The organism is Nocardia sp. NBC_01327, assembly GCF_035958815.1.
Taxonomy (GTDB): domain Bacteria; phylum Actinomycetota; class Actinomycetes; order Mycobacteriales; family Mycobacteriaceae; genus Nocardia.
Window position 1 is genome coordinate 2,160,409 of the sequence record NZ_CP108383.1, and the last position, 14,797, is coordinate 2,175,205.

The window sequence follows — 14,797 nt, forward strand, 5'->3', positions numbered from 1 at the left end:
GCGGAGTGAGGCGGCAATGACCGACGTGAATACCTGCCCGGTGGACCACACACAGTTTGCGGCTCTGGCCGGGGCCGGCGAATCGGCCCCCATCCCCGGAACCCACGATCGCTACGGCGTGGCCACGGCTGTGAATACCAAGAGGAACGGGTTGCTCCATGTCGTAGAGCAATTGTGGCGAGAACACGGGGATATTTCCGAGCTGCAGGTCGGTTCGCGTCGGATCGTCGTGCTCGCGCATCCCGACCACGTGCGGATGGTGACACTCGAGCAGATGGACAAGTACACCAAGGGTGCGAGTTATGATCCGGTGCGCAAATACTGGATGGGTGACGGCGTCGCGACAAGCGTTGGTGCGCAATGGAAATCGCAGCGACAGGTACTGGCGCCCTTCTTCACGCCGAAGTCGGTGCGCGAATACGTACCGCTGTTCTTCGACGATGTGAGGTGGTTCAGCGCTCGGTGGACCCCGGATTCGATGGGCAGTGAACCGGTCGACATGGTGCCGGAGATGGCGACGCTGACCGCCTCCATTCTGCTCAAGACGCTCTTCAGCACGGCGGGCCGGGACGTGATCGCCCAGCTGAAAGGCGCTGTGGAGACCATGATCCGGTACACCTCCGGGCGCAATACCGATCGATTCAAAGCGCCCGAGTGGTTCCCGACAGCGGGCCGCCGGGACTACGACGAGGCGCGCAAGCGCGTGGATGACTTCATTCTTGGAGTCATCGCCGAGCGTCGGCGGATGCCGGTGGAGGAACGGCCCGCCGACCTGCTCACCAAGATGATCGTCAACGAGGACAAACTTGGCCCGGCGGATCAGGTCGACCAGCTGTTGCGTGATCAGTGTGTGACGATGTTTATCGCCGGATACGAAACAACCGCGCGCACACTGGCTTTCGTGTGGTATCTGCTGGCCAACAACCCCGAGGTCGCCGTCAAACTCCGCGCCGAGGTGGACGCTCTGCCGGAGGACTTCACGGTGGAGGATCTCGATCGCGCGCCGTATTCGCTCGGCGTGATCAAGGAGAGTTTGCGCCTGCACCCGCCGGCGCCGATCTACCTGCGTGATGTCGTGGAGCCGGTTCGGATCGGCCCGCATGTCGCGCCCGCGGGCTCCATCGTCGTGCTTGCGCCGTATCTGACGCACCGGCATCCCGAATTCTGGACGGACCCTGACAAATTCGATCCGGAGCGCTGGGCCGGTGGTGCCGAGCGCGGCATGCATCCCTTCGCATTCCATCCCTTCTCGGCCGGCCCTCGGGTATGTATCGGCAGGAGTTTCGCCTACCTCGAATCGCAGATCCTGCTGGTGACCCTGGCGCGGTTGTTCGCCCCGGAGCGGGTCCCCGGATATGCGCCGAAATGGCGGATGCGCGGAGTGCTCGGGCCGGAGGGCGGCATGCCGATGATTATCAGGCGGCGGGCGAAGTGACCGAAATCGACTATGGGAGCACCGCATTCATGAAGGGCGATGCCGCCGCGGAAAAGTTCGTCGTCTCGGTTCCCCAGGAGCAGCTCGACGACCTCAGGGCCCGGCTCGTCGCGACCCGCTGGCCGACAGATATCGAGGAGGGTGAGTCCTACTACGGCACCAGTGTCGAGTACATGAAGGAGCTGGTCGGCTACTGGATCGACGAGTTCGATTGGCGCGCAGCCGAAGCCGGCATCAATGCGTTCGAGAACTATCGGGTGGACGTAGCCGGAGTTCCGATCCACTACATCCGGGAGGCGGGGAGGGGCCCGGCCCCGATCCCGCTGATCCTGTCACACGGGTGGCCATGGAGCTTCCGTGAATGGACCAGGGTCATCAAACCGCTGGCCGACCCGGCCTCCTACGGGGGCGATCCCGGCGACGCGTTCGACGTGATCGTGCCCTCGCTGCCCGGCTTCGGTTTCTCGACGCCGATCGGCCGGCCGGATATGAACTTCTGGCAGATGGCCGAACTCTGGCACACGCTGATGACCGAGCATTTCGGTTTTCGGAAGTATGCGGCCGGTGGTGCGGACTACGGGGCACTGGTGACCGCGCAGCTCGGCCACGCGCGTGCTTCGGAGTTGCACGGAATCTGGCTCGGACATCCGGTGCACCTGGATGTCTTCCAGGGTGAACGGCCGTGGGACGGAACCGGTGGTTTCATGGTTCCGCCGGGTGCGCCGGACGAGATACGGGACGGCATCCTGGCGTTTCAGGATCGCTACGCCTCGCACGTCGCCGTTCATATGCTGGATGGGCAGAACCTCTCCTATGGTTTGGCGGACTCCCCGGTCGGCATGCTGGCCTGGATCCTGCGGCGCTGGACCAAGTGGAGCGATTCCGGTGGTGATGTCGAGAGCGTCTTCCCTCGGGACCATTTGCTCGCCAACGCCACCATGTGGTGGGTGAGCAATACGATCACCACCTCGATCCGTTCCTACGCGAACGCCAACCGCTACCCCTGGACGCCATCCCACGACCGCACGCCGATCATCGAGGCCCCAACGGGTTTCACGTTTCTCGGTTTCGAGAACCCGCCGGGCGTCACCACCGAGAACCGCGTCCGAAGCTTCCTCGACGACTCGCGTCACAAGGGCTGGTACAACCCGGTCTATCTGAACGCCCACGACCGGGGCGGCCACTTCACTCCCTGGGAAAACCCCGGCGCCGTAATCGAGGACATTCGAGCTACGTTCCGCGCACTGCGATAAATGGGTCAGCGTCGACCCACGCCGTATGGCGAACGCCGACCGGCGGTGGCAAGCGCTACCGCCGGTCGTGTCGTGCCGGGGGAGGGAACTGCAGGAATCAGAGGTGAAGTGGCGCAACGCAAGAGGTGTTGCCCGAAGGATGCTGGGTGTTCGAGGGAGGTTCGAACACGATCTCGCGGGCCGGGGTGACAGGGGTGACGCGAAATCGTGTTCGTGTGGTGCGCGAGGCGGGACTTGAACCCGCACGTCCGTGGACACCAGAACCTAAATCTGGCGCGTATGCCAATTTCGCCACTCGCGCTAACGGTACGACCGTCCAAACTTTACCGGGCGAAACGAGGATCGCGAAGCATCGGGTGGGTGTGGCGTACTGGTCGGTAACCCTACCTGGGATTATAACGATTCGATAAAGGGCAATATGAGGAAGCCTCACATTTCCTACACCGATGTAACCACCCTCACCAGCGACTTCAAACATGAGGGAGGTTCATGTTTCCAGTCGTTCTGGTACGGGCGTGCAGAAATACTCGAGGGTAGGTGCTTTGGCGGTAACCAAACATGAGGAGATCCTCATGATTTTGTGAAATCCTCGCCATCTACCAGGGCCAGTTGGCCGGAGGAACACCTGCGCACCGTGAGCGCGGCCCAGTCCTGTGGGGACGGGGACGCCAGGAGAAGGAAGTCGAAGTCTTGACGATCAACGAGAGCACCGGAACCGGGTCGAAGGCCGAACTGGCGAAGAAGAACCGGGATAGTGGAGTCAGGTCGTCGCTGCTGGACCGGTTGCTGGGGGGTGCGCCCTATGCGCTGGCGTTCGGCGGGCAGGGTGCCCAGTGGCTCACCGAGCTCGAGGAGATCGGCCGGGACAGTGCGCTCGAGCCCGAACTGACCGCGCTGGTCAATGAGGCCGCGGACAAGCTCGCGCCGGTTGCCGCGCAGCTGCTCGTGGTGCGCCCGGTCGGGTTCGACCCCATCGGCTGGATGCTCGAGGAAGAACTCGCCGACCCGGAAGAGGGGGAGGTGTCGGCGGCGCCCTCCGCGCAGGTGTTGCGTTCCGCCGCGGTCTCCATGCCGGGTGTGTTCCTCACTCAGGTGGCCGCGCTGCGGGCGCTGCGCCTGCAGGGCCTGGATATCGTCGAGCACGCTCCGGCCGCCGTCGTCGGACACTCGCAGGGGCGTATTGCCGCCACGGCCGCCGAAGCCCACGGGCAGCGCGATGCCGAGTTGCTGGCCATCGCCCAGTTGATCGGCGCCGCAGCCGGACTGGTGGCGCGTCGTCGCGGGCTGATGCCGCTCGGTGAGCGCTCGCCCATGGTCGCGGTCTCGAATGTCGATCCCGAGCAGTTGCAGGCCGTCGTCGACGAGGTCTCGCGCGGCGTGGACGCCGACAAGGCCGCGGTGCTCTCCATTCGCAACGGCCGCCGGCGCGCGGTGCTCAGCGGCCCGGTGGCGCAGCTGGATCGGGTGCGGCAGCGCAGCACCGAGATCCACGAGGAGCAGTCGAAGGAGCGCGACGCCAAGAGGCGTGGCGGTTCGGTCTTCGCGCCCGTGTTCGAGGACATTCCGGTCGAGGTCGCCTTCCACCACCCGGCGCTCGCCGACACCGTGGAAATGGTGCGCGGCTGGGCCGCGCAGTGTGGTCTCGACGCCGAGCTCGCCGCCGCACTCGCTCAGGAAGTACTGGTCGATCCGATCGACTGGGTCGCCATCATCGACAACACCGTTTCTGTTGGCGCGCAGTGGATTCTGGACCTCGGCCCCGGTGATCTGCTCACCCGCCTCACCTCCGGCTCGCTGAAGGGCACCGGCGTCGGCGTCCTGGCCGCCTCCACCCGTCCGGGCCAGCGCAGTCTCTTCACTCCCGGCGCGGCCCCCGAGGTCGCCCCGGCGTGGGCGGAGTTCGCACCCAAGCCGGTGCGCCTGCCCAACGGCCGCGTGGTGGTCGAGACCGCCTTCACCAAGCTCACCGGTCGCTCGCCGATCCTGCTCGCCGGTATGACCCCCACCACCGTCGACGCGAAAATCGTTGCGGCCGCGGCCAATGCGGGCCACTGGGCCGAGCTGGCCGGTGGCGGTCAGGTCACCGAGCAGATCTTCGCCGACCGCGTGCAGGAGCTCGAGACGCTGCTGCATCCGGGTCGCACCGTGCAGTTCAACTCGCTGTTCCTGGACCCGTACCTGTGGAAGCTGCAGCTGGGCGGTAAGCGCCTGGTGCAGAAGGCCCGCACCGCCGGCGCCCCGTTCGACGGCGTCATCGTCACCGCCGGCATTCCGGAGCTGGACGAGGCCGTCGCCCTCATCGAGGAGCTGACCGAGGTCGGCATCACCCATGTGGCCTTCAAGCCCGGCACCGTCGCTCAGATCCGCGCCGTGCTCCGAATCGCGGATGCCGCACCGGATTACGCGGTCATCATGCATATCGAGGGCGGCCGCGCCGGTGGCCACCACTCCTGGGAAGACCTCGACGACCTGCTGCTCGAGACCTACGCCGAACTGCGCACCCGCGCGAATGTGATCGTCTGCGTCGGCGGCGGCATCGGCACCCCCGAGCGCGCCACCGAATACCTCACCGGCACTTGGTCGCAGGGTTACGGCTACCCGGTCATGCCGCTGGACGGCGTCCTGGTCGGCACCGCAGCCATGGCGACCCTCGAGGCCACCACCACCCCCGAGGTCAAGCAGCTGCTCGTCGACACCCCCGGCACCCCGGACTGGGTCGCCGCGGGCACCGCGACCGGCGGAATGGCTTCCGGCCGCAGCCAATTGGGCGCGGACATCCACGAGATCGACAATGCCGCCTCGCGCACCGGCCGCCTGCTCGACGAGGTCGCCGGCGATGCCGATGCGGTCGCCGAGCGCCGCGCCGAGATCATCGAGGCCCTCAACGGCACCGCCAAGCCTTACTTCGGCGATATCGCCGCCATGACCTACCTGGAGTGGCTCGAGCGCTACGTCGAGCTGGCCGTCGGCCTGGATCGCCGTAAGGATTTCGACTGCGGCGGCGACTTCGCCTCCGCCATCGCCGATGCCACCGCCTCGGTCTGGCTGGACATCACCTGGCGCAGCCGGTTCGCGGAGATGGTGCGCCGCACCGAATCCCGCCTCAACCCGGCCGACCGCGGTGAGATCGAAACCCTCTTCGCCGACGATGCCGATTTCGAGACCCCGGTCAAGGCCATCTGCACGCTGAAGGAGCAGTACCCGGCCGCCGCCGCGACCGTGCTGCACCCGGCCGACGTCCCGTTCTTCATCTCGCTCTGCAAGACCCCCGGCAAGCCGGTCAATTTCGTGCCCGTCGTGGACGGCGATGTGCGCCGCTGGTGGCGCTCGGATTCGCTGTGGCAGGCGCATGATCCGCGCTACACCGCCGATCAGGTGTGCGTCATTCCGGGCACCGTCGCCGTCGCCGGTATCACCCGCGTGGACGAGCCGGTCGGTGAACTGCTGGACCGTTTCGAGCAGGACACCGCGTACTCCCTGGTGCGCGAGGGTGTCGTCCCGGTCGCGGTCGACGGCCGCCGCCGCGCCGATGTCACCGCCGGCGCCATCGATATCGTGCTCGCCGCACCGGATGTGCAGTGGTCCGGCCGCACCACCGTCAACCCGATCCACCGCCTCGGCGATCTGCACGAGTGGGCCGTCGACGAGCAGGGCGCGAGCCATGCGCCGACCGGCGCCACGCTGCGTCCCGCCACCGGACCCGAATCCGATAGCGCCTACGTGGAATTGACGGTCCCGCTGCTCGGCCGCGATGCTGTGAACATCCGCATCTCCGTGCCGGTCACCGTGTACAACGGTGGCGCGCCGGTCATTACCGAGGACGATGCCCAGACCGCCATGTCGGCGCTGCTGGCAGTCGCCGCCGGGCAGGCCCTGCCCGAGGTCAAGACCGTCGAGGGCACCAAGGTCGCGCACTTCAATGTGGCGTGGAGCCCGGACCTGATCGCCGATCACGCCGGGGTCACCGGCTCCGGTATGCCGGAGAGCCTCAGCACCCTCGGCCGCACCGTTCCCGATGTGCTCGTGGGCGCCTGCTGGCCCGCCGTCTTCGCGGTGCTCGGCGCGACCCGCACCGCCGATGACAAGAGCGTTATCGAGGGCATGCTCGACCTGGTCCACCTGGACCACCAGATTCAGCTCAACGGCCAGTTGCCTTCCGCCGCAAGCGTGCTCGCGGTGCGGGCCGAGGCCGGCGAGACCGTCGACACCGATATGGGCCGCGTCGTCGAGGTGCGCGTGCGCATCTCGGGCATGCTCGACAAGCCGGAGACCGGCATGTCCATGCCGACCGTCGCCACCCTGACCGAGCGCTTCGCCATTCGCGGCCGCATCGGCGGCAACGAGCTGACCGATCCGCCGCGCGCCGGTGGCGTGCTGTCCGGCCAGGCGAGCGAAACCCCGCGTCGCCGCCGCCGCGATGTCACCCTCACCGCCCCGCGCGCCATGGCCGCCTTCGCGCAGGTCTCCGGCGATCACAACCCGATCCACACCAGCGAGGCCGCCGCCAAGCTGGCCGGACTGGGCAGCCCGATCGTGCACGGCATGTGGCTCTCGGCCGCTGCGCAGCACGCGGTTTCGGCCATCGACCTCAGCGATAAGGTGCCGCCGCGCACCCTCACCTCCTGGACCACCCGCTTCCTCGGCATGGTGCGCCCCGGCGCGCAGATCGATGTGCGCGTGGAGCGGATCGCCGTGGATCAGGGCAGCGAGATCATCGAGGTCTCCTGCCGCATCGAGGGCGATCTGGTCATGACCGCCACCGGTAAGGTCGCCGCGCCCAAGACCGTGTACGCCTTCCCTGGGCAGGGAATCCAGACCAAGGGCATGGGTCTGGACGCGCGCACTCGCTCCAAGGCCGCCAAGGAGATCTGGGACGCCGCCGACAAGCACACCCGCGACGCGCTCGGCTTCTCGATTCTCGCTGTGGTGCGCGACAATCCGACCTACCTCAAGGCTCGGGGCGTCGAATACCGGCACCCGCAGGGCGTGCTGCACCTGACCCAGTTCACCCAGGTCGCCATGGCCACCCTCGGCGTCGCGCAGGTCGCGGAGCTGCGCGAGGCGGGCGCCTTCATCGAGGGCGCCATGATGGTCGGGCACTCGGTCGGTGAGTACAACGCGCTCTCGGCCGTCGCCGGAGTGCTGCCGCTGCACGCCGTCCTCGAGGTGGTGTTCCAGCGCGGTTCGGCCATGCACGAGTTGGTCCCGCGTAATGCGCAGGGGCTCAGCGACTATCGTCTCGCCGCCATCCGCCCGTCGCAGATCGGTGTGGCCGATCACGAGGTCGTCGACTTCGTGAACCGCATCGGCACGGCCTCGGGTGAATTCCTGGAGGTGGTGAACCTCAACCTGCGCGGTTCGCAGTACGCCATCGCGGGCACCGTCGCCGGACTCGACGCCCTCGAGGTCGAAATCGAGCGTCTGCGTGCGGAAACCGGTGGCAAGCGCGCGTTCGTCGTCATCCCGGGCATCGATGTGCCGTTCCACTCCACCGTGCTGCGCGCCGGTGTGCCGGAGTTCCGGATCAAGCTGGAGGGCCTGCTGCCCGCCGACCTGCACCCGGAACTCCTTGTCGGACGCTACATTCCGAACCTGGTGCCGCGGCCGTTCAACCTGGAGCGCGAATTCATCCAGGAGATCGCCGATTACGTGCCGTCCGAGCCGCTGGCGGAGGTGCTCGCCGATTGGGACGAGTGGGCCGCCAAGCCGGTCGAGCTGTGCCGCGTGGTGCTCGTGGAGCTGCTGGCCTGGCAGTTCGCCAGCCCGGTGCGCTGGATCGAGACCCAGGATCTGCTGTTCACCGATACCGAGCACGGTGGCCTGGGTGTGGAGCGGTTCGTCGAGGTCGGCCTGGCCGCCACGCCGACCGTCGCCAACCTGGCCTCCAATACGCTGAAGCTGCCCGCCTTCTCGAACGCCACGGTCGAGGTGCTCAATATCGAGCGTGAAGCCGCGATCGTGTACGCCACCGATACCGATCCGGCGCATGTGGACGAGCCGGAGGAGACCCCGGTCGAAACCGCCGCTGCCACAGCGGCTCCGGCCGCGGCTCCGGTCTCCACCGGTGGCCCGCGCCCCGACGACATCGCGTTCGTCGCGGCCGACGCCACCCGCGTGCTCATCGCGCTGTGGACCAAGCTGCGCCTGGACCAGATCGGCCCGGTGGACACCATCGAGGGCCTGTGCGACGGCGTCTCCTCGCGGCGTAATCAGCTGCTCGTCGACCTCGGTGCGGAGCTGTCGCTCGGCGCCATCGACGGTGCGGCCGATGCCGATATGGGCGCGCTGTCGAACACCGTCGACCGCCTGGCCCGCACCTACAAGCCGTTCGGCTCGGTGCTGTCCGATGCCATCGGCGATCACCTGCGCAAGGTCTTCGGCCCGTCCGGTAAGCGGCCCGCCGCGATCGCCGAACGCGTCAAGAAGGTCTGGGAGCTCGGCGACGGCTGGGCCAGCCATGTCACCGCCGAGGTGTCCCTCGGCACCCGCGAAGGCGCCAGTGTGCGCGGCGGGGATATGGGCGGACTCGTCACCGGTGGCCTGAACGACGGTGCCGCCGTGGACAATGCCATCGATACCGCCGTGCAGGCCGTGGCCGCACGCCGCGGCATCGCGGTCTCCATGCCGTCCGCCGGTGGCGGCGGGGGAGCGACCGTCGATGCCGCCGCCCTGGGCGAATTCACCGAGCAGATCACCGGCCGCGACGGCGTACTCGCCACCGCCGCCCGCGTGGTTCTCGAGCAGCTCGGCCTGGCCGAGCAGCTGTCCGCGCCGGAAGCCTCCGACGACACCCTCGTCGATCTGGTCTCCGCGGAACTGGGCACGGACTGGCCGCGTCTGGTCGCGCCCGCGTTCGACGCCCGCAAGGCGCTGCTCATCGACGACCGGTGGGCAAGTGCCCGTGAGGATCTGGCCCGCCTGTGGCTGGGCGACGATACGCACGCCGCCGAGCTCGCCGTCACCGGTTTCGCCGGCGCCGGGGAAGCCGTTGCGGTGCAGGCGAATTGGTGGCGCGACCGCGCCAAGAGCGAAGCCCGCTCGGTGCTGGCCGGTGTGTACGGCCGTATTGCCGAGGCCGCGCTGGCCGAGGCGGATCCGGGTGTCTGGTCCGATGACATCGCCGTAATCACCGGTGCGAGCAAGGGTTCCATCGCGGCGGCCGCCGCCGGACGCCTACTGGGCGGTGGCGCGACGGTCATCGTCACCACCTCCAAGCTGGACGACAACCGGATCGGCTTCTACAAGAAGCTCTACCGCGAGAACGCCCGCAATGGCGCCGCCCTGTGGGTGGTCCCGGCGAATATGGCCTCCTACACCGATATCGACGCCCTGATGGACTGGGTCGGCAACGAGCAGGTCGACAATGCCGGTGGCGCGAAGATTCTCGTCAAGGAGGCGATGACTCCGACGCTGCTGCTGCCGTTCGCCGCCCCGCGCGTGGCCGGTGACCTGGCCGATGCCGGCGCCCGCGCCGAAATGGAGATGCGGGTTCTGCTCTGGTCGGTGGAGCGCCTCATCGGCGGTCTGTCCCAGCTGGGCGCGGACCACAATGTGGACGCGAAACTGCATGTGGTGCTGCCGGGTTCGCCCAACCGCGGCCTGTTCGGCGGAGACGGCGCGTACGGCGAGTCCAAGGCCGCCCTCGACGCCGTGGTCGCCAAGTGGCGCGCCGAGAAGTCCTGGGCCGACCGGGTCACCCTGGTGCACGCGCTCATCGGCTGGGTGCGCGGCACCGGGCTCATGGGCCATAACGATCCGCTGGTCGCCGCCGTCGAGAAGGCCGGGGTGCACACCTGGTCCACCGAGCAGATGGCCGATGAGCTGCTCAAGTGGTGCACGTCGCGGGCTCGCGTCGTCACCGCCGGCGGCCCGCAGCAGATCGATCTGACCGGTGGCCTGGCGCGCGCCAAGCTGGATCTGTCCGCGCTGGCCAAGGAGAGCTTGGAAGGCGCTGCGGCGGAAGAGGATATCGAGGAAGGCCCGGTCACCATCGCGGCACTCCCGGCCCCGCCCACCCTGAGCTCCAAGCTGCCGGTCCCCGAATGGGGTTCGGTGACAGCCGATCTCGACGATATGGTCGTCATCGTCGGCGCGGGCGAGCTCGGCCCCTACGGTTCGGCGCGCACCCGCTTCGAGATGGAGGTCTCCGACCAGCTCTCCGCCGCGGGCGTACTGGAGCTGGCGTGGACCACCGGTCTGGTCACCTGGGAGAACGAGCCCAAGGCCGGCTGGTACGACACCGAATCCGGTGACTACGTCGACGAATCCGAGCTGGCCGAGCGCTACCACGACACCGTGGTCGAGCGCTGCGGCGTCCGCCGGTACGCCGACGACGGCGCCATGGTCGACAACACCGCACCGCTGCTCACCTCGGTCTTCCTGGACAAGGACCTGTCCTTCGTGGTGAACAGCGAGGCCGAGGCCCGCAGTTTCTACGCCGCCAACCCGGAGCAGACCGTCATCACGCCGGTCGAGGGCACCGGCGACTGGCAGGTGACACGCAAGGCGGGCACCGAGATTCGGGTGCCGCGCAAGGCGAAGCTGTCCCGGGTGGTCGGTGGACAGATCCCCACCGGCTGGGACCCCACCCGGTTCGGCATCTCCGCCGATATGGCCGGTTCGGTCGACCGGGTCGCGCTGTGGAACATCGTCTGCACCGTGGACGCGTTCCTCGGCTCGGGTTTCAGCCCGGCCGAGCTCATGCAGTGGGTGCACCCGTCGCTGGTGGCGAACACCCAGGGCACCGGTATGGGCGGCATGTCGTCCATGCGGTCGCTGTACATCGACAATCTGCTCGGTGAGTCGCGGGCCAACGACATCCTGCAGGAGGCGCTGCCGAACGTCGCTCTGGCGCACGTGGTTCAGAGCTATGTGGGCAGCTACGGCGGCATGATCCACCCGGTCGCCGCCTGCGCCACCGCCGCGGTCTCCGTCGAGGAGGGCGTGGACAAGATCAAGCTCGGCAAGGCCGATCTGGTCGTCGCCGGCGGTTACGACGATCTCGGCATCGAAGGCATTGTCGGCTTCGGTGATATGTCCGCCACCGCCGATTCGGCCGTCATGTCCGCCAAGGGCATCAGCGACCGCTACTTCTCCCGGGCCAACGATCGCCGCCGCGGCGGCTTCGTCGAATCCATGGGCGGCGGAACGGTGCTGCTGGCTCGCGGCAGCGTCGCGCTGGAAATGGGCCTGCCGGTGCTCGGTGTGGTCGCGTACGCCCAGTCCTTCGCGGACGGCGTGCACACCTCCATCCCGGCCCCCGGCCTGGGTGCGCTCGGTGCGGGTCGCGGCGGCGCGGAGTCCAAGCTGGCCAAGGAACTTCGCAAGCTGGGTGTGGCGGCGGACGAGGTCGCGGTGATCTCCAAGCACGACACCTCCACGGCCGCAAACGATCCCAATGAGTCCGAGCTGCACGAGCGGCTGGCGACTGCCATCGGCCGCTCGGAAGGCGCACCGCTGTTCGTGATTTCGCAGAAGACCCTCACCGGTCATGCGAAGGGCGGCGCGGCGGCCTTCCAGATGATCGGCCTGTGCCAGGTGCTGGAGCAGGGCGTCATCCCGCCCAACCGCAGCCTCGACTGCGTGGACGAGAAGATGCAGGCGTACCCGCACCTGGTATGGGTCCGCGAGGCCATGGACCTGGGCGAGCGCTTCCCGCTCAAGGCCGGTCTGGTCACCTCGCTCGGCTTCGGGCACGTCTCCGGCCTGGTGGCGATCGTGCACCCGCAGGCGTTCATCGCGGCCCTGGATCCGGACAAGCGCGAGGCGTACCAGCGTCGGGCCGAGGAGCGTCAGCTCAACGGCCGGCAGCGCCTCACCGAGGCCATGTGCGGCGGCGCCCCGCTGTACGAGCGCCCGGCGGATCGCCGCCTCGGCGGCGACGGCACCCCCGCCAAGAAGTCGCGCCAGCTGGAAGCCGACATGCTGCTCTCGGCCCAGGCCCGACTGGGTACGGACGCAACGTATGTCGCGGTTCCGCCCGGACCGGCGTGCCGGTAACAATCGACAGATTTGCGCCGCACCACCTGCGGCGCAACTGAACTCATGACCGGTGGAGCCTGTGAATGCGTAGGCTCCACCGCAGTTGATTGGGCGCTCATGACTGTCTCCCATCAATTGATCGTTGTGAGGTCGGGAAGTGCGTTGGAATGGTCCGGACAATTCGGATTGTGTGAAAACCACTGTTTCGGAACGGATTTCGTCTTCCAATCGACAAATTGTAGTGATAGCGTTCGAATATGCGTTCGAATGCACAGGCTCGCGCCGCCGTCGTCACCGAACGCGTGGTGGCACGGCAATTCGCGTTCACCACTCGCGCATATATGGCGGTCGATGAGGTGAGTGGGGAATCGGTCGGGCTCGACGAGGTCGACACACGAACCGGTTGGCTGCTGAGCCTGATCGCCTGTGCGGGAGCCGAACTGGTGGCCCGGCTGTGGCAGCCGGGGACCTTCGATGTGCTTGCCGCCGGTCGTGACCTACAAGGTCGCAAGTTGCCTGCGCAAGGGCATGTGGCCGCGGCCCGATTGGGGTGGACGCCCTGTTACCCGGACGGGATATATGTGCCGTCGCGGGTGACCCGGGTGGTGACCGCACAGGTCACCAGTACCCTGCGGACCCTCGCCTACCGCGACACTGCGATCGGCGTGCTCTGTTCCCGATTCGACTCGGACACAGGCCGGTTGGCGCCAGCCACCGGCTCCGAGGTCTGTGTGCCGTCGGGCTTCGCGCGGGGAGTGTGCCGTCAGCTCGCCGCCCGCTCCCGCCGCAGCGAAGGTACGCAAGCAACGTGGTTGCGGATCACCGACCTGCAGGGTCCACCACAGATCGCTGCATTGGCCCGACTTTCCGCTGCTGATCGGCAGCTCGCTCAGCTCACTGTGGCAGGCGGCGAGTTGGTGTTGACGGTGAAGTTGCCGACCTGCCCAGCCCCGGCCGGGCGGGCGCAGTGGCGGTGGGTGCGGTTGACCGCCGCGATCCCGGAGCACCTGCATGGGCGGCCGGTCACCGATTGGCATCTGCCGAGCCTGGTCTTGGACCGTGGGGGTGTGCTGTGGCGGTGTGCGGGGACCGAAATGGTGCCCGCAGCCGACCCGGCCGCGGGGACTGTCGCGGTAGGAGTCGATTGGTCCCCGTCCGCCCTCGGTGTCGCCGCCCTCGTGGCCGAAGGGCCAAACGGGTTGTCCTCGGACTTCCATGGTTGGACATACGATGACCGGGGGCTTGGGGTGAAACTGGCGCGCCTGCAAACCGAAGGCCAAATGCTGCATCGCAAGTCAGCGCGACTGAGGCAGCTCGCCCTCTCGGCTTCGCCCGAGGTCTGTGACAGGCTCGAGTCGAAGATCGCGGTGCTCGAGGCGCACCGCGGTGCGGTGGGTGCCAAAAGGCGGAAAATCAACCGGGAGTTGGCGTTCCACTTCGCCTCCCAAGTCACCGCTTATTCCGTCGCGGCGGGCGCGCAACTCATTGCGGTGGAGGACCTCACTACCCTCGAAACCCGTTCACATGGGCGGGTCAACAACAACCGAGCCGCGCAGTCCGCCCGCCGCCAAGCTGTCGTTGCCCTCGCGCACACCGCCGCCGGGGTTGGCATTGCAGTGGTTTCCGTGCCTGCGAGGGGATCGTCCGCGTGGTGTCCGGGCTGCGACGAACCGCTCTCGCGCCCGGGCGGTTACCACAGTGCCTGGTGCGTGCGCTGCGAGGTCGGGGGTAATCGTGATCATATGGCGGGTATCAACTTGGCCAAACGTGTGTTGCTGGGTAAAACCAATGTGACTCGCCGGCGTGGGCAGATGCCGACGATCCGGGTGACCGAGCACGCACCGGTGCGGCGGTGTCGGGATAAAGCAAGCCCGACACCGCGTCAGCCGCGGCACCGCAGGGTGCGCTGTAGTTCACCCGCCATGACCGAACGGGTGGGGGTGAATTCGAATCAGTCTGTTCCTGCATCACAAGCGTCGATGTGGGACACGGTCAAACCTGTAGCGCCGCAAGGCGTTGCCGGTAGCCGTGACACACGTACATCTGTACTGTCTGCGACCGCAGTGGCAGACAGTATGAGATCTACGTAGACGCTCCGCTGGTATGTTGCCCCCAATCGACTGCATCG

The 14,797-nt window shown here is 67.5% G+C and carries 4 protein-coding genes and 1 tRNA gene; 4 read left to right on the top strand and 1 reads right to left on the bottom strand.

Annotated features, from left to right (window positions below; translation table 11 throughout):
* Positions 1–16 precede the first annotated feature (16 nt).
* Both OG326_RS09395 and OG326_RS09400 read left to right on the top strand, forming a co-directional pair.
* Complete coding sequence (locus OG326_RS09395) at positions 17–1,435, top strand: cytochrome P450 (RefSeq protein WP_327144222.1); 1,419 nt, start codon at positions 17–19, stop codon at positions 1,433–1,435.
* Positions 1,432–2,688 carry an epoxide hydrolase family protein gene (locus tag OG326_RS09400; protein ID WP_327144223.1) on the top strand — a complete coding sequence of 419 codons (1,257 nt, stop codon included), beginning with the start codon at positions 1,432–1,434 and terminating at the stop codon, positions 2,686–2,688. The genes OG326_RS09395 and OG326_RS09400 overlap by 4 nt, the downstream gene beginning before the upstream one ends.
* A gap of 216 nt (positions 2,689–2,904) precedes the next feature.
* On the opposite strand, the gene OG326_RS09405 is transcribed toward OG326_RS09400, so the two are convergent.
* Positions 2,905–2,989 (bottom strand) — tRNA-Leu (locus OG326_RS09405).
* Between the two features lie 389 nt (positions 2,990–3,378).
* Between OG326_RS09405 and OG326_RS09410 the strand changes: the two genes are divergently transcribed.
* Both OG326_RS09410 and OG326_RS09415 read left to right on the top strand, forming a co-directional pair.
* The gene (locus tag OG326_RS09410; protein WP_327144224.1) at positions 3,379–12,687 is read left to right on the top strand and encodes a polyketide synthase; all 9,309 of its coding nucleotides are present in this window, start codon (positions 3,379–3,381) and stop codon (positions 12,685–12,687) included.
* A gap of 323 nt (positions 12,688–13,010) precedes the next feature.
* The gene (locus tag OG326_RS09415) at positions 13,011–14,759 is read left to right on the top strand and encodes a zinc ribbon domain-containing protein (RefSeq protein ID WP_327144225.1); all 1,749 of its coding nucleotides are present in this window, start codon (positions 13,011–13,013) and stop codon (positions 14,757–14,759) included.
* The last annotated feature ends 38 nt before the right edge of the window (positions 14,760–14,797 follow it).

Coding starts and splice junctions, on each gene's coding strand:
- OG326_RS09415 (WP_327144225.1), top strand. CDS start 13,011: ATGGCGGTCGATGAGGTGAGTGGGGAATCGGTCGGGCTCGACGAGGTC.
- OG326_RS09395 (WP_327144222.1), top strand. CDS start 17: ATGACCGACGTGAATACCTGCCCGGTGGACCACACACAGTTTGCGGCT.